The organism is Roseomonas sp. KE2513, from assembly GCF_016107305.1.
Lineage (GTDB): Bacteria > Pseudomonadota > Alphaproteobacteria > Acetobacterales > Acetobacteraceae > Roseomonas.
In genome coordinates, this window is the sequence record NZ_RCVR01000067.1 from 1 (window position 1) to 16683 (window position 16683).

At 66.4% G+C, this 16683-nt stretch carries 13 protein-coding genes, 1 pseudogene and 1 riboswitch; of the genes and pseudogenes, 7 read left to right on the forward strand and 7 right to left on the reverse strand.

Annotation, left to right across the window (positions count from 1 at the left end; genetic code table 11):
- Positions 1 to 479, forward strand: a 479-nt coding sequence (locus D9599_RS28580) for an integrase core domain-containing protein (protein WP_198384716.1), incomplete at its 5' end; no start/stop codon positions are given.
- A 405-nt stretch (positions 480 to 884) separates the two neighbouring features.
- Positions 885 to 5147 (forward strand): multicopper oxidase domain-containing protein, encoded by a 4263-nt coding sequence (locus tag D9599_RS28585; RefSeq protein WP_198384723.1) that lies wholly within the window; start codon positions 885 to 887, stop codon positions 5145 to 5147.
- A gap of 278 nt (positions 5148 to 5425) precedes the next feature.
- Here the strand turns inward: D9599_RS28585 and D9599_RS28590 are convergent, their stop codons facing one another.
- Positions 5426 to 5872: a DUF1772 domain-containing protein gene (locus D9599_RS28590; protein ID WP_198384724.1), complete on the reverse strand. Its 447-nt coding sequence runs from the start codon at positions 5870 to 5872 to the stop codon at positions 5426 to 5428.
- A gap of 224 nt (positions 5873 to 6096) precedes the next feature.
- Here D9599_RS28590 and D9599_RS28595 point away from each other — a divergent pair, with 224 nt between their 5' ends.
- The gene (locus D9599_RS28595) at positions 6097 to 6438 is read left to right on the forward strand and encodes a MarR family winged helix-turn-helix transcriptional regulator (protein ID WP_198384726.1); all 342 of its coding nucleotides are present in this window, start codon (positions 6097 to 6099) and stop codon (positions 6436 to 6438) included.
- Positions 6439 to 6701: 263 nt separating this feature from the next.
- Positions 6702 to 8081, forward strand: a complete 1380-nt coding sequence (locus D9599_RS28600) for a transposase (RefSeq protein WP_198384727.1) — start codon at positions 6702 to 6704, stop codon at positions 8079 to 8081.
- Between the two features lie 146 nt (positions 8082 to 8227).
- Here the strand turns inward: D9599_RS28600 and D9599_RS28605 are convergent, their stop codons facing one another.
- From D9599_RS28605 to D9599_RS28625, 5 genes are read right to left on the reverse strand one after another with little or no spacing between them, the layout of a single operon-like run.
- Positions 8228 to 8965: a GntR family transcriptional regulator gene (locus D9599_RS28605; RefSeq protein WP_198384729.1), complete on the reverse strand. Its 738-nt coding sequence runs from the start codon at positions 8963 to 8965 to the stop codon at positions 8228 to 8230.
- A 23-nt stretch (positions 8966 to 8988) separates the two neighbouring features.
- Entirely contained in the window at positions 8989 to 9969 is a 981-nt protein-coding gene (locus tag D9599_RS28610; RefSeq protein ID WP_198384730.1) for a tripartite tricarboxylate transporter substrate binding protein, read from the reverse strand.
- A complete protein-coding gene (locus D9599_RS28615) occupies positions 9966 to 10355 on the reverse strand; it encodes a RidA family protein (protein ID WP_198384732.1) in 390 nt (129 codons plus the stop codon). The genes D9599_RS28610 and D9599_RS28615 overlap by 4 nt, the downstream gene beginning before the upstream one ends.
- A gap of 2 nt (positions 10356 to 10357) precedes the next feature.
- The gene (locus D9599_RS28620; protein ID WP_198384734.1) at positions 10358 to 11479 is read right to left on the reverse strand and encodes an alanine racemase; all 1122 of its coding nucleotides are present in this window, start codon (positions 11477 to 11479) and stop codon (positions 10358 to 10360) included.
- The gene (locus D9599_RS28625) at positions 11476 to 12096 is read right to left on the reverse strand and encodes an HAD family hydrolase (protein WP_198384736.1); all 621 of its coding nucleotides are present in this window, start codon (positions 12094 to 12096) and stop codon (positions 11476 to 11478) included. The genes D9599_RS28620 and D9599_RS28625 overlap by 4 nt, the downstream gene beginning before the upstream one ends.
- A 230-nt stretch (positions 12097 to 12326) precedes the next feature.
- Positions 12327 to 12558, forward strand: a riboswitch (cobalamin riboswitch).
- 119 nt (positions 12559 to 12677) lie between these two features.
- Here D9599_RS28625 and metE point away from each other — a divergent pair.
- From metE to D9599_RS31730, 3 genes are all read left to right on the forward strand, one after another.
- Positions 12678 to 14996, forward strand: a complete 2319-nt coding sequence (gene metE, locus D9599_RS28630) for a 5-methyltetrahydropteroyltriglutamate--homocysteine S-methyltransferase (protein WP_198384737.1) — start codon at positions 12678 to 12680, stop codon at positions 14994 to 14996.
- Between the two features lie 89 nt (positions 14997 to 15085).
- Positions 15086 to 16036, forward strand: coding sequence for a methylenetetrahydrofolate reductase [NAD(P)H] (metF, locus tag D9599_RS28635; protein WP_198384738.1), 951 nt, complete (start codon positions 15086 to 15088; stop codon positions 16034 to 16036).
- Between the two features lie 208 nt (positions 16037 to 16244).
- Positions 16245 to 16433, forward strand: coding sequence for a dihydroneopterin aldolase (locus D9599_RS31730; protein ID WP_309228746.1), 189 nt, complete (start codon positions 16245 to 16247; stop codon positions 16431 to 16433).
- A 69-nt stretch (positions 16434 to 16502) separates the two neighbouring features.
- Here D9599_RS31730 and D9599_RS28645 read toward each other — a convergent pair.
- A pseudogene (locus tag D9599_RS28645) lies at positions 16503 to 16683 on the reverse strand (transposase); the annotation flags it as partial.

Sequence of the window (16683 nt, forward strand, 5' to 3'; positions counted from 1 at the left end):
CCATGGACTTTATGTCGGATCAGCTGTTCGACGGCCGTCCGATCCGGATCCTGACCGTGGTCGACATCCACACGCGAGAGGGGCTCTCGACAACACCGAGAGCCAACTTCCGGGCGGCCCAGGTGGTCGAGATCCTGGATCAGCTCGTGCGCGCCCGGGGCAAGCCGAAGAGCCTGAGGGTTGATAATGGCCCGGAGTTCGCCGGGCGTCTGCTCGACCACTGGGCCTACCTGAACGGGGTCGAGATCGACTTCTCGCGCCCTGGAAAACCCACGGACAACGCGTTCATCGAGGCCTTCAACGCTCGCCTGCGGGCCGAGTGCCTGAACGCTTCGTGGTTCCTGTCCCTGGCGGATGCTCGGGCCCGCATCGAGGAATGGAGGTGCCACTACAACGAGGAGCGACCCCACTCAGCGCTCGGGAACTTGACCCCGAACGCCTTCGCCAACCAAGCTCAACCAGCCCGAGAACTTGCATAGACCCCGGACCAGAGTTGGGGCGCAGACCACAGGATTGTCCCCGGACCCACCCCGGTACCTCTCATTGGTGTCGTTGGACAGGACGGCCCGGAGCAAGCCGATGGTGGCTGCCAGAGGGCACGTGACCCAGGTTTGCGACGCCTGACAAGAACTCTCACCTTCCCGTTAAGAGGGGAGCGCCAGCACAATTGGTGCTTGCATCGAGTTAATCAATCAACCTCTGATAGCGTGTCAACAAAGACTGTGCTGTGTCCACTAGAACGCGTTCAGCGCCGTCGTAAGGTGACGTATTAGCGCCTAATCCTGGCTGAAATCATTTTGTCAGATCACCGCCAAAGGCTTCGCCGAACATGAAGTTCGAGCGGATTTGCGCGTCCTGTTTTCCCGTGTCCGCCGGAGAGAAACATGACCCACGAAACAGGGGCAGCGGCTCGCACCGAGCACGTGACAGGCTCAGCCGATTACCACGTCACTGCTCTGCAGATGCCAATATACTTCAACAGAGAGGGAGATCATGACCACAACGGGCTGATCTTTGCTCTCGATAGAAATCTCCCCCTGCTCCGATATATCCGTGCATTGGCGGACGGCAAGAACGCAGACCCGTACAAGGCCGAGGCGACATTGGTCGCGATGCGGCTCCGGATGCCGCTCCCGACGACGCAAGATGGAGCGCGAAAGCCGCACCCGCTCGTTCGCCCACTCGTCCTGCGAGCCAACAAGAGTAAAAAGCTGCGCGTTAGACTCCGCAATGAAATCGGGGGGCGTTGGGTCGGGCTGCACCTTGTCGGACCAGGTTACGATGTGCGGTCGGATGATGGATCCGGCGTCGGTGCAAACCCCTCCTCCCTCGTGCCACCCGGCGGTAATCGCACCTTCGAGTGGACCTGTGAGAGCGAGGGCGTCTTCCCGTTCCATGATGGCGGCAGCTACTCGGGCGGCGAGGATGGAACAAATGTCCACGGCCTGTTTGGTGCCCTGATTGTCGAACCAGAGAATGCAATCTGGCGGGATCCCGCCACCGGCCACAACTCGACAGAAGGCGAGATGGACGGCCTTTATCTCGACGTCATTCCAAGTGGTCAGGTCCCATCCGGGGGTTTTCCAACGTCCACAACGACGCTGCCTGACCACCTGTGGGAGGCACCCCGAGAGTATCACGACTTCCACACGGAGGATCACCGCGAGTTCGTGGTCTTCTTTCACGACGAGCCGGAGTTCGTGCCGCCGCACACGGAAGTGGTGCCAGACCCCTGCATGGCTACGGACCCTGGTGGAGGTGCCGGAGGTGGGCACGGTGGTCACGGCGCAGGGGACGATCCCCTGCCCATCATGCCGGTCTCCTATCGCGCGGAGCCCATGGTGAACCGCGAACAAACGCTCTGGCGCTGGATGCGCGATGGCCACGTGTTGAAGCGTCCTGTTCTCAACGAAGAGCAGCATCACAGTTCATGGATGTTTGGCGATCCCGAGACGCCGATCCTAAAGGCGTATATCGGCGACCCCGTCCGGATCCGCTTTGTCCATGCCGGGGTAAAGGAGACCCATGTCTTCCACCTCCACCTCTACGAGTGGCACGCTGTCCCCGAGGACAGAACATCCCCCCGCATCGATGCAATCTCCGTAAGCCCACAGACAGCACATACCATTGAGCTCGCCTGGGGTGCAGGCAACCGTCATCAGGTTGCAGGCGATGTCATCTGGCACTGCCACCTCTACCCCCATTTCCATGAGGGCATGTGGGGCATGTTCCGCACCTTCGAGACACTGCAGAAAGGGGCGGACGCGAGCGTAGAAAGCCCGCTGATCGCCATCACGGATCCCGTCTACGCTGGACGACGGCTCGACCACTATCCCGACAGCACCCCCATCCAGCGTCTGTGGCCGCTTCCAGGCCGCGTGCCACCTGCGCCCACGGCAACCCATCCTGGATATCCCCTCTACATCCCAGGCGAGCTCCGCCAGAAGTCCCCGATCCCTCCTTGGCCCCTGGAGAACCAACCGCGACCGGGTGACTACGATTACCGGGAGGTGCCGACAGCACTCGAGAAGAATGCCTTCAACGGAAAGCCAGTGCCCGGCGAGATGTTCACCCGCCACCCCTTCGTTGCTGGGCAGGACGTCGAGTGGCCAAAGGTCGGGCCGTCACCCTACAGCGCGAACGGCCCGCGCCAGGTGGACCACGACATCACCGTCGCCATGATGCCGGTTGAGTACAATGGTTACGGCTGGCACGATAAGCAAGGTCACCTCTACTATCGAGATGCTGACGGGCGGCCACTGGATGCGGGCATCAAGCAACCGCTCTTCTTCCGCGCGCAGCATGGGCAAATCCTGAATCTCACCCTTCACAACGGTCTGCCTCCGGAGATCGGTGAGACCGAGTTCGACCGTGCCTTTCCCCCGTGCCCGAAGCGGCCATGGGAGGGCGAATGCACCCTGCACGTCCACATGGTGAAGTTCGACCCAATCTGCGCGGACGGTGCCAGTGTGGGTTGGAACTACATCAGTGGCCCAACCACAGGGAAGAAGATGATCTACCGCTGGTGGCTGGACCAGGAGTTCGGAACCATCTTCTTTCACGACCATCTCTTCGCGAACTTCCGGCAGAAGCATGGCCTGTTCGGCGCCCTGATTGTCGAACCTCCCGGAGCAGAGTTCCACCACCCGACCAAGCCGCAGGAGATCGTCAGCGGTCTGCAAGCGCGCATCAGGGTTCCGGGCCGGACGCCCGAATGGTACCGGGAATTCTGCATCGGCATCCAAGACTTTATCCCGATGTGGGACCGCGACAACAGGCCCCTGAATCCACCTGATCACCCGAGTGGCCACGGTGATCAGGGTGTCATGGGCCTGAACTACCGCAATGATCCCATCCACGAGCGCCTGCGGACAGGTGCTGCTCCCGCCGAGATGGTGGATCCCGCTCACTGGTTTAGTTCGGGAGCACCATACAACCGCGACCCCTACACGGTGCGCTTCAGCACGTTCGCTGGCGACCCCATCTGGTTCCGCCTTGTCCAGGGATCCCACGAGGAGCAGCACAGCTTTCAGATCCACGGCATGCGTTGGCAGCGCTTCCGGGTGAACCCTGACTCCGTGATCCGCAATCAGCAGACCTTTGGCTTGGCAGAAGCCTTTACCTTCATTCAGAGGGAGCCCTATCAACCCGGTGACTACCTCTACAAGCTGTCGAGCGCAGACGATCTCTGGTTAGGGTGCTGGGGCCTGATCCGCGCCTATGACGCAGCCGACGGAAGTGCTGTGACGGGCGGGCTCGTGAAGCTCGGGAACCCACCCATCGCTGCTCCGACGGTGTCTGGTCTTATTAGAGAGTTTCACGTCCACGCTGAGATGAGGCGGATCGTCTACAGAGACCCGGATCTCGTTGACCCCTTTGGCCTTGTGTACCAGCTCGAGAAAATCATCGATCCCGATGGCACTGAGGTCCCGGTTCGCCAAGCCTGCTCCGGAAATGGCGTGGAGCCGCTGGTACTCCGTTGCCGGGAAGGCGAGACAGTGAGGGTGCGCCTCACGAACGGCCTGCCGCCAGGGATCAAGCTACAGCCGGAGCCCTTTGCACCAAGCGTGCCTGTTGAGGAACGGAGTGCGATCCTGCAGCGCCCGGAACGCCCGGTATCCTCCCAGGTCTCAATGCACGCGGATCTCCTCCGCTATGACGTGACCAGGTCCGACGGCGCCAATGTCGGGCGGAATACAGGTGGTGGGCTCCAGAGCGCATCTCCGGGCCAGACCGTGGTCTACGAATGGCAGACGGATCGGCCGCCGCCTTCGCCGGAGAACCCTAACCCCAATGGCGGGCAACAGCTGGGTCCGCTGCTCCTTCAGGACATGGCGGACTTCCGCAACCACAGGCATCACGGCCTCATCGGTGCGCTCATCGTCGAACCGAAGAATGCCACACCCCTGTGGGTCGAGTCTGACAGCGCAACCGCGAGTGGTTACCAGGAGGCCTGGGATGGTCCTCGCGCTACCCTGGTCACGGGAACGGGCAAGGGAGAGCAGCGCGTGGAGGAGGTCGTCCTGCTGCTTCAGGATGGTCTCCGGCACTATCTCCGGGGCAACATCCTGATCCCCATCCCGGACGAACTCCCAAGCCATGGTGAGGATAGGGCTGACCACGAGGATCAGGGACAGAAGGGGTTCAACTACAGGTCCGAGCCGGTTGGCCCCGACATGCAGCGGGTCCTGCAGGGCAGGTCTGAGAGATGGCTTTCGAACCCGAACCCTGCAACCCCGGTCTTCACTGTGCCGGAGGAGAGCACCGTCCGGCTTCATCTCATCGGTGCCACCGACAAGCCCCGGAATCAGAGCTTCACTGTCCACGGCGTCGCTTGGAGAGAGCACCGGTTCCTGGGCCAGGAAGAGGGGCCGTGGGTATCCTCGGAGTCCGCTATCACAACGGGCACCGCTCGAACCTTTGAGTTCAAGGTCCACCTTGCGGGGGACTACGCGTATCGGAGTGGCATCTTGAAGTGGGCGGTGCCCCAGGGGCTTTGGGGCCTCCTGCGGGTCTGCAAGACATCGCCAGCCTCCTCGGGAATGTCCAAGACGGCCCAGACTATCAATCAGCAACCAGTGGCGTCCCTGCTCATCGCAGGCGCGATCGGCTGGGTTGCTGGCATGCTGGCGATCAAGAGGCGGTAGGTTCAGCTGGGAGCCCTGGCAGCGCTTCCGGGGCTCCCACTCGACGAAAGAGAAGCATCGCAGATCAACAGTGCTGTTAGGGATACGCTTGGGCAGTTTGTCCTCATCGCTCCGTCGGCCCCACGGGCGTAGCCCTTCAGGGGCGGCTTTGCGCCCAGATCGACTGTTCGCAGAATATGGTCGCGATCCTGACCCGGACGTTGCCGTTCAGACAGCATACGGCTGGGGTGGGAAGCGGCTGTTCGACCTTCGCGAGGTTGCGATCGTGCACGGGGCGATTAGCGGGTCATGCCCATCATGCCGGACGCGGCAGCGGCCAGAGCCAGGGTGATGCGAACCCAGTGCAACGTCAGCCAATCGTTGAGTGCCGCGGGAACCTCCGCAACCGGGATGCTGCCGCTCACGAAGCGCGCGTTGAGCGGAAGGAAGTAGAGCACGGTCAGGAGCAGCACCGTCGCAATGCAGGTGAGTGCCCCGAACCACCACGCCCGGGCCATGGCATCGTTCCAGGACAGCCACACCGCTCCGACCAGGCCGACGATCGTCGGCGCGACGACGAAGGGGATCGATCGCTGGATGAGGTGGCTATGGGCCTGGAACCAGGCGAGGAATTCGCTGGGCGGCAGACCGTGCCAGAAGCCACCGAGGATTATCCCAATGGCGAGCATGACGCCCGCGAACGTTGCCGATCCTATCACCGCGAGGAGCTGAGCCGGAAGAAGCAAGACGATGTCCTGTGCCAGCCGATGCCGTTATGACATCATGGTGCCAATCTGCAAAATAGACATCATGGTGTCGATGGTGAGGTTGCTGCATGCCCGGTCGAACACCCGCCGCCGAAACGCTGACTGATCTCGTTCTCACGCTATTCCGTCTCAACAACACGACGCTGGTCTGGGGCGACCGGATGGTGTGACCGTTCGGCCTGACGAGCGCGCGCTGGCAGATCATGGGGGCCATCGCTTACGCGGACCGACCGCGGCCCGTGGCGTGGCTGGCACGTGACCTCGGCGCGAACCGGCAGAACGTGCAGCGCATCGTCAACGAGCTCTCACTGGAGGGTTTGGTGGCGTTCGTGGCCAACCCGCACCACAAGCGGGCCCAACTCGTCGTTCTGACGACCGAAGGGCAGGCCGCCTACGACGCGGCGCTCGGAGTGTGGGACGTAGCCGCCGCTAGGCTGGCCGAAGGCTTCTCGCCGGAAGCGTTGACGACGAGCCTCCAGGTCTTGCGGACGCTGCGGGATAAGCTGACCTCCGCCCAAACCGGCTGCGACGACACTGATCCGTAATAGGTCGTCACTATCCACTCCCTGCTTCACGCAGGTCTGTCCTGATCCCATCGATCGAAGCGGCCGCCGCGGCAATTGCCTAGGCCAAGGTTGGCGCTGCCGAGAGGGCTGCGTGGTTGACGCGTTGGGCTACCGCTTGGGGAGGCGAAGTAAGGAGGGGCAGGCCGCAGCGAGGGTCCGGAAAGGGTCGATAGTGTTGAAAAAGTCAGTTGAGGCGACCGCCCAAGGCTGATTCAGTTCTCCGGACGGCGGAGAGTATGGCAATGATGGGCGAGCGGCCGATCCGGCAGGAGGCTCTGTTCTACGGCTTCAGCCTGGAGGAGCACGTCCCCGCCGATCACCTGCTGCGCAGCATCGACCGCTTCGTCGAGCTGAGCAGCATCCGCCAACACCTCGAGCCTTTCTACAGCACCATTGGCCGCCCCTCTATCCACCCCGAGCTGACGATCCGCATGCTGCTGGTGGGCTACTGCTGCGGCACCCGCTCGGAGCGACGGCTCTGCGAGGAGGTCCATCTCAACCTTGCCTATCGCTGGTTCTGCCGTCTTGGCCTGACCGGCCCGGTGCCGGACCACTCGACGTTCAGCAAGAACCGGCACGGCCGCTTCCGCGACAGCGACCTGCTGCGTCAGTTGTTCGAGGCCACCGTACGGCGTTGCATGGCCGAGGGCATCGTCGGCGGCGAGGCCTTCGCGGTGGATGCCAGCATGATCCGGGCCGATGCGCACCGGCAGAAGGGCGTCGCCAGCCGCGAGGCGCTGGATCCTGAGAGCACCACCCGCGCCGTGACCGAGTACCTGGCCGTGCTGGACGATGCCGCATTCGGCGCCGCCACCGAGGTCGAACCGGAGTTCATCTCGCCAATCGACCCGGCCGCCCGTTGGACAGCCGCGGCGGGTGGCCCCGCCTGCTACGCCTACTGCGATAACTACCTCATTGATGTGGCGCACGCCGTCATCGTGGACGTGGAGGCCACCACGGCCGTGCGTCAGGCCGAGGTGGGCGCCGCACAAACCATGCTGACCCGCACGGCAGAGACGTTCGGCCTATGGCCAGAGCGCTTGGTAGCCGACACCGGCTACGGCTCGGCGGCCATGCTCGACTGGCTGGTGCATGAGCAAGGGATCGAGCCGCACATCCCGGTATTCGATAAGTCCACCCGCAAGGACGGCACGTTCAGCCGCTCCGACTTTGCCTACGACCACGAGCGCGACCTCTACGTCTGCCCTGCCGGGAAGGAGCTGATGCACTACCGGCGGCAGTTCCAGCAGCCTCGGGTCGGGGTCGATGCCGAGGGCCTCATGCGCTACCGGGCCACCAAGCACGACTGCGGGCCCTGTGCGCTGAAGGAGCGCTGCTGCCCGAAGCACCCCGCCCGCAAGGTTCTACGCTCCATCCATGAGGGCGCTCGGGACATGGCGCGCGACATCGCCAAGACCGACGCCTATGCCGTCTCCCGATGCGAGCGGAAGAAGGTCGAGATGCTGTTCGCCCACCTCAAGCGCATCCTGCGCCTCGACCAATTGCGGCTGCGAGGGCCGTGCGGTGCCCGCAATGAATTTCACCTTGCCGCTGCCGCCCAGAACCTGCGCAAGCTTGCCAAGCTGATCCCCACCAGTGTGCCGTCAGCCCTGCTAGGCTGATGCGCAAGCAGCCTTCGGGCCGATAGCCAGATCGAGGCGGCAGGCTTAGCCGGAAGCCAACAGCGCCTTTTTCAACAGTATCGGTCGGAAGCGGAAGATCTGCTCCCAGGCTGGAACTTGAAGAAGCGGCCGGAGAACAGGGAGCTCTACATGGCTGAGGTCGAGCCTACGGTCATTCGGTCGTCTGGGTGCAGCGTGCTCACCACCCGCTGACGGGTAGCGGCGAGGTGCGCGCGCATGGCAGTTTCTGCGCCGCTTCCATCACGCGCCTTGATGGCGGCGACGACCTTGCGGTGTTCTTCGAGGCCACTTTCCCGGTGCCCGGGACGAGCGGCAACCTGCCGGAGTGCCAAGGCCATGCGTCCCTCCAGCGAGAGGAGAAGGCGGTGGATCTCAGCGTTGTCGCAGGCCGCGGCGATCGCACGATGGAAGGCGGCGTTCGTGCGGAAGTATCCGTCCTCGTCACCCGCCGCCACCGCCTCGGCCTGCTCGGCCAGGATGGCATCCAACCGCTCGCCGAGATCGACGGGACCCCGCTCCGCCGCGAGACGCGTCGCGAAGCCCTCCAGGGGACCGCGCGCCTCGTGAATGGCATCCGTCTCCTTCGGGCCAAGCTCGGTGACGACGACACCGCGACGTCGGCTCTCCACGGCCAGGCCCTCCGCGGTCAGAGCCAGCACGGCCTCCCGGACGGGAGAGCGGGAGATCCCCAGGCGGAGGGCGAGAGCGGGCACGGAGAGCTTCTGACCCGGCCTGAGGTCACCCGAGAGGATGGCCTGCCGCAGGGCGGCCACTGTCTCATCCACCACCCGCGCGGGACCGATGGAGGGGAGGGGATCGTCCGTGGTCCTGAGTTGGGTCGTCATATCGGTGATGTCGGGCACTCAGAGGCACCCGGCAAGTCCGGCTATCCGTCTGCCCGGATACCAGCCGCCCGCAGCACCTCGCCCCAGCGCGCCTGCTCGACCGCCAAGAAGGTGACGATCGCCGAAGGTGCCGCGTCGTCCATCGGGGTGTTGCCGAGCTCCTCCAGCCGTGCCCGGAAGGTCGGGTCAGCCTTAGCCTGTCGCACCGCCTCGTTCAGCCGCGCGACAACCGGCTCCGGCGTGCGCGCGGGGGCTAGCAGCACGTTCCAGGAGGCCATCGTATAGTCGGCCAGGCCTGGGAAGCCGCTCTCGGCGACAGTCGGGATCTCCGGTGCCTGGGGCAGGCGCTGTGCGGAGGTTACGGCCAAGCCCTTGAGTGCGCCTCCCCGCGCCTGGCCAAGGCCGGTGGTGGCCGTATCACCGACCAGGGCGATGGTCCCGGCCATCAGGTCGTTCGTGGCGGGCGCCACCCCACGGTAGGGGACGTGGTTCATAGAGAGGCCCGCCGAAGCGAGGAGCTTGGCCACGGCCAGGTGGGCCGCTGTGCCGTTCCCGGCGCTGCCGTAGTCGTAGCGGCCGGGGTGGTCGCGAACGAGGGCCAGGAAAGCCCGCAGGTCGCCCACCGGCAGGTTCGGCGCGCCGAGCAGCACCACCGGGCTCTCGGCCAGCAACCCGACAGGCGCGAAGTCCCTCAGCGGGTCGAAGGGCAGGCGGGCGAAGAAGGCCGGGCTGGTCGCCTGGCTGATGTTGTTGAACAGCAACGCGTAGCCGTCCGGCGCCGCCTTCGCGACGGCATCGCTGCCGACCGTGCTGCCCGCGCCGGAGCGGTTCTCGACCGGTATCGGCTGACCAAGGATGCTCGAGAGGCGCTCGGCGAAGGTGCGTGCGAGGGTGTCCGACGGCCCGCCCGGCGCGAAGGGCACGACGAGGCGGATGGGCCTGTTCGGATAAGCGGCCTGGGCCTGGGGCGAGACGGGGAGGATCATCTGGGTGGCCAGTACGGCACGGCGGCTCAGGATCATGCGACGGGCTCCGGAAAGACGGCGACGGCGTCGACCTCGATGAGGGAGGCGTGATGCAGGCCGGGGCAGGTCAGGATCGTTCGTGCAGGGCGATGGGGGCCGAAATAGGCGGCGCAGGCAGCGTTCACCGCAACCCAGTGCGTGACATCGGTGACGTAGACGCCGAGGCGCGCGACGTGGTGGCCCTCCAACCCCGCCGCCGCCAGCACCCGGCCCAGGCGGCGCAGCACGGCGGCGGCCTGAGCACCGGCATCCAGCAGCTGATCCCCGGGCTCCTCCGGCCGGACGCCCAGCAGGCCCGAGATGAAGAGCAGCCCGCCCGCGCGCACCGCGTGGGCGTAGTGCCCCGCGGGCGGGGGCAGATCAGGCGTGGTGACGACCTGCACGCTCACCATCCGTCGCAGCGTGCCCAGCGTGCCGTCGGCACGCCGTCGCCTATGTGCACGTCGTAGCCGCCATGACCGCCAGCGGCTGTCAGGCAGGCGTGGTTGGGCAGCACGCGCACCCGCGCACCGAGGGGAAGCCGCTTGAGCCAGCCGGGATCCGGCACGGGCACGGTGCCGTGCTCCTGATGCAGAACAGCGATCGAGAGCGGGAGGCGCTCTCCCGTGGCGGCGTCCGCGAGGATCCCGAAGCGGGCGTCGGGCATGAAGGCGTTGGCACCGGTGTCCTTGCTCATCGCGAGAGCCCCGGCATCCAGCACCAGTGCCCCCGCCGCGCCCGGGAAGGTTCTCTGGTGTCCGATGACGGCCGCTTCGACCGAGAGGGCAACGTCGTCCCAGCCGCACATGCCGCGCGAGAGCTGCGCCAGATCCCAGAAGAGCGAGACGCCCGCCCGGGCCTCTGTCACGCCCTCCAGGTGGCGGGCGAAAAGCAGGGTGGGAGTGGAGCCGACCGAGACAACGGAGCATCGGTGGCCGCGCGCGCGGAGACGCTCGGCCGCACGCACGGCCGAGGCGCGCTCACCCTCCGCGAGGTCGGCGAGGCGCGCCGGATCGTCCGTGCCGTAGGAGTGCCCGGCATGGGTCAGGACGCCTTGGAGACGAAGATTTGGGTGCCGGGCAACCTCCTCGGCCACGGCGAGGAGGGTGGTGCCATCGGGGTCTGTCCCCGAGCGATGCTCGCCGCAGTCTACCTCCAGCAGGAGGTCCACCGGCTGTGCGGCCGACTCACCGAGCACCCGCACCATGGTGGGGGCGTCGGCGACCACGGTGACCCGCGCCCCTCGGTCTTGAAGCGCCGCCACGCGTGGCAGCCGGTCTGGCGTGATCGCGGTCGCCAGGACGAAGTCGGCGAAGCCCCCCTCGATCAGGAACTCTGCCTCGCGCAGGGTGGAGACGGTGACCGGCCCTGTTTGTCCCTCATGGGCGACGCGCGCCACCTCAATGCACTTGGCGGTCTTGAGGTGCGGGCGGAACGTGACACCAAGAGCCGCGCAGCGCGCGCGCAGCCGAGCGGCGTTGCGCTCCAGACGCTCGCGGTCGAGCAGAAGGCGAGGTGTCGCAGTCACGCCAAGCCCTCCAGCGCCACGTCCAGGGTCCGCGACTCACGCAGCGGGGCGGGGCCTGGACGCGCGGGCAGGCCGACGCGGTTGTGCCAGACCACCGCCATCCCGACACCAGCCGCGCCGGGCACGTCGGCGCTGCTGCCCGCGACGAAGAGCGCGTCCTGTGGCTCTACCCCGAGGGCGGCGAGGACAGCGCGGTAGGGCTCAGGCCGCGGCTTGTAGAACCCAGCCTCTTCGGAGGTGATGACAGCATCGAAAGGCACGCCGCAACGGGCGGCGGCGCGGCGGCCGAGCTCGACGGAGCAGTTCGTGGCGACGCCCAGCAGCATGCCGCGCGCCTTGAGATCCCGAAGCAAGGCCGGGGCCTCGGGCCAGGGCTGCAGCCGGTCCCATCCGGCATGGAGCGCGTCGGGGGCGGAAGGCGGCAGGCCAGCCTCGCGCGCCGCCTCGGCCACCAGCATCTCATAGGGCCGATAAGCACCGCAGCCGTAAGTCAGCTCCAGGTAGCGGGCACGCCAACGGCGCCCGCCTTCCTCAGTTCCGGCGGCGGCGTCCCAGACAGACCAGCTGTCCAGGAGCGCAGTGAGGAGGTCAAAAACAACGGCTTTGGGCTGAGTCATACATCATATCTACATTTTACATGTAGATTTGCAAGCTGCAAAAGGGGGCGGGATCCAGCAAGCACCAGAGGCATCGCGGTTAACCATGGAACTCCACCCCAGAGCTGATCGGTTTGGCGTGGATTTCCACGACATTGTGCTAAGCGACCTCCATCTTCCTGCGGGGATAGCCTACCGGAGATTACTCATAAACATATCCTTATATTCATTGACTTCGGGGGCTCGATGCGTCCTGATGCCGATGTCGAGGTTCCCCGGTGCGCGATCCTACGCCGGGGCTAAGAGGGAATCTGGTGCAGGCGTGCGAACGCCAAGGCCGGAGCTGCCCCCGCAACTGTGAGCGGCGAGCCGAGGTCCATCACGTGTCACTGGCGCCCCAGGGTTCATGCCCAGGCGCCGGGAAGGCCGGACCGGAGCGCTAACCCGTGAGCCAGGAGACCTGCCCCGGCACATAACGTCCTCCGGCGGGGTGCCCGGTCAGGTCGCAGGCGCCCCACGGCCGGGCTCCGCCTCGACGGCGGGGCACACCCGAGTGATGCCTCGCACCTGTCCTCCTCGCCAGCACAGCAAAGGCGAGGTTCATGTCCGTCACCGTCGCATCGCTCGGCTTCCCCCGCATCGGCCCGCGCCGGGAGCTCAAGACCACCCTCGAACGCTACTGGTCCGGCAAGTCGGACCAGGGTGCGCTCCTGGCCGTGGCCGCGGATCTTCGGGCCAGGACCTGGGCGCGGCAGAAGGAACTCGGCGTAGACCACGTGCCGAGCAGTGATTTCTCCTTCTACGACCACGTGCTCGACACCAGCGTGATGGTGGGCGCCGTTCCGGCGGTCTACGGCTGGACTCGCGGGCCAGTCGACCTCGACACCTACTTCGCCATGGCGCGCGGCGCCCAGGGTGAGGCACACGCGGATTGCAGCCACTGCTGCACCCACAAGGTCGTGGACGTGCCCGCGGCCGAGATGACGAAGTGGTTCGACACGAACTACCACTACCTCGTGCCCGAGTTCTCGACGGGGCAGGCCTTCGCGCTTTCCTCCACCAAGATCGTGGACGAGTTCCTGGAGGCGAAGGCTCAGGGCATCCACACCCGCCCCGTGCTGCTCGGTCCCGTCACCTACATCCGCCTTGGTAAGAGCCAGGCGGGCGAGGTCAGCCGCGAGGAGCTGCTGTGCGCCGTCCTGCCCGTCTACGAGGAGGTGCTACGCCGCCTCTCCACCGCGGGAGCCGACTGGGTGCAGATCGACGAGCCCTGCCTCGTGCTCGACCTCACCCACGAGGACCGCACCCTGCTCGCCACGGCCTATGGGGCGCTGGCCGAGGCCGCGCCCGCCGTGAAGCTGATGCTGACCACCTACTTCGGCGGGCTAGGCGACAACTTGGACACGGCTGTGGCCCTGCCAGTGGCAGGACTGCACATCGACCTGATCCGTGCGCCGGAGCAACTGGATGCGGTGCTGGCAAAGGCGCCGAAGGAGCTCGCGCTGTCGCTCGGCGTGGTGGACGGCCGCAATGTTTGGCGCACGGATCTGGAAAAGATCCTGGCCGTGGTGGAGCCGGTGGCGAGGGCGCGCGACATCGTCCTCGCCCCCTCCTGCTCCCTGCTGCACACGCCGATCGACCTCGCCCAGGAGACGACGCTCGACGAGGACGTCCGGCGCTGGCTCGCCTTCGCCGTGCAGAAGCTCGAGGAGCTGTCCACTCTGGCCCGCGCCCTGAACGGCGGGCGGGACGGCGTGGCCGAAGCGCTGGCCGCCTCCTCGGCCGCCGCGGCGGCGCGCAAGACCTCGCCCAAGATCCACGACGCGGCCGTGGCGGCCCGCCTGGCCGCGGCCGACGCCGCCCTGGCTCGGCGCGGCGCCGCCTTCCCGGCGCGTCGCGAGTTGCAGGTCCGGGCGCTGGGCCTGCCCGCCTTCCCCACCACCACCATCGGCTCCTTCCCGCAGACCGAGGAGGTCCGGAAGGCCCGAGCCGCCCACGGCAAGGGCATGATGACAGACGCCGATTACGGGGCCTTTCTGCGCGAGGAGACGGCTCGCACCGTGCGCTGGCAGGAGGAGATCGGCCTCGACGTGCTGGTGCACGGCGAGTTCGAGCGCAACGACATGGTGCAGTACTTCGGGGAGAGGCTCTCGGGCTTCATCTTCACCAAGCATAGCTGGGTGCAGTCCTATGGCTCCCGCTGCGTGCGCCCGCCCATCCTGTTCGGCGATGTCTCCCGCCCGAAGCCGATGACGGTTGCTTGGTGGAGCTATGCGCAAGGTCTGACAGACAAGCCCATGAAGGGCATGCTCACAGGTCCCGTTACCATCCTGAACTGGAGTTTCGTGCGCGACGACGTGACGCGCGAGCAGGCCTGCCGCCAGATCGCGCTGGCCATCCGGGACGAGGTGGTGGACCTGGAGAAGGCCGGGGCGAAGGTCATCCAGATCGACGAGGCGGCGCTGCGCGAGGGCCTGCCGCTGCGACGGAGTGACTGGCAGCAGTACCTGGGCTGGGCGGTCGAGAGCTTCCGCATCGCCTCCTCCGGCGTCGCGGACGCGACCCAGATCCACACCCACATGTGTTACTCGGAGTTCAACGACATCATCGCAGCCATCGGCAGCATGGACGCGGACGTCATCTCCATCGAGACGGCGCGCTCCAAGATGGAGTTGCTGAGCGCCTTCGCCGAGTACCGCTACCCGGCCGAGATCGGCCCGGGTGTCTACGACATCCACTCCCCGCGCGTGCCTGCCGTGGAGGAGATGACGGACCTTCTGGCGGCCGCCCGGTCGCGGCTGTCGACGGAGCAGCTCTGGGTGAACCCAGACTGCGGTCTCAAGACTCGCAAGTGGCCCGAGACCCGGGCTGCGCTGGTGAACATGGTCGCCGCGGCCAAGCAGGTCCGCGAAGTCGCCTGATCCCGAGCAGGGTGGAGCCGCTCCCCGGCGCGGCTCCACCTCTCTCCTCCGTCCTGCCGGGCGGCCCCGTCGCATCTGAGGATCCTCCCATGGGCAACATGGTTCCGCTGGCACCAACCCTGGAGCGCTGGCTGTCCGGCAAGCGGGTCGGCCCGCTTCCCGAGCGTCCGGCCGACCAGCCGCCACCGCTCCTGTCCTTCGAGTTCTTTCCGCCCAGGACGGAGGCGCTGGAGGGGCAGCTCTGGGCCTGCATCCGGCGGCTGGAGCCGCTGGGACCGCGCTTCGTCTCCGTCACCTACGGTGCCGGGGGCAGCACGCACGCCCGCACCCACGCCACCGTCTCTCGCCTGGCAAGCGAGACGGACCTCGTGCCCGCCGCCCACCTAACCTGCGTCGGCGCAACGCGCGAGGAGGTGGATGAGGTGGCCCGGGGATACTGGGCGGCCGGGGTCCGGCACATCGTGGCGTTGCGTGGCGATCCACCGCCTGGGACGGCCTACGAACCCCATCCGGGCGGCTACCGCTACGCCGACGAACTCGTGGCGGGCCTGCGGCGGGTGGCCGACTTCGAGATCTCGGTAGCGGCCTATCCGGAGGTCCACCCCTCGGCTCGCAGCCCCGAGGACGACCTCGACAATTTGAAGCGCAAGCTCGACGCGGGGGCCACGCGGGCGATCACCCAGTACTTCTTCGACACCGCGACCTACCTGCGCTTCCTCGACCGCTGCCTGGCCGCCGGGATCACTGCCCCAATTGTGCCGGGCATCATGCCGGTCTCGAACTACGCTCAGGCTGCCAAGTTCTCGGCCATGTGCGGCACGACCGTGCCCGACTGGCTCGGGGCGATGTTCCAGGGGACCGAGAACGAACCCGAGGTGCGCCGCACCGTGGCGAGCATCGTCGCGGCCGAGCAGGTCCGCACCCTTCAGGCCAATGGAGTGGACGAGTTCCACTTCTACACGCTGAACCGACCGGAGCTGACCTACGCTATTGCCCACGTCCTGGGCGTCCGGCCCAGACGGGCGGGCGTGGCGGCGTGAGCGACCGCTTCGCTCCGAGCGCCAGAGGCGGTCGCCGCCTCGTTTTCGCCCGCGGCCTTGAGGTCCAGGCCCTACTCGGCGTGCACCCCCGCGAGAAGGACACGACGCAGCGGGTCGTGATCGGGGTCGAGCTTTCTGTGGAGGAGGATGAAGTATCGTGCGGCATAGGCCCAGACGACCTGCGCCGGGTGGTTGACTACGAGTGTTGGTGAACCTCGTTCGCACGGAGGCGGGGGGCGGACACACGCTGCTGGCAGAGACATTGGCAGAGCGGAGCGCGGCGGCGGTCCTGGACAGTCACCCGCGCATCCGGGCGGCGCGGGTGACTGTCCAGAAGCCGGACGCCTTCCACGATGTCGCCGCGGTCGGCGTGACCGTGGAAAGGGGAATGGTGTGACCTGCTGCTCCGTCGCAAAGTAACGACCAAGGCAGGGGATAGCTGGTGACGCTCAGTTACTAAGTGCCGCGCCACGCCAACCGACAGATCACCCTTCTTGGGAAGGGCGGTGTCGTCGATCACCAGCACCGCCTCGGGGCCGCCCAGAAGCTCGTCCGCCCTCTCCGCCAGGACGTGCCAGAGCGGCGCGTCGTCCCAGGCCGGGCTGGTGATGAAGTGGTGCAGTTGGTCGTGCCCGGCCAAGCCCAAC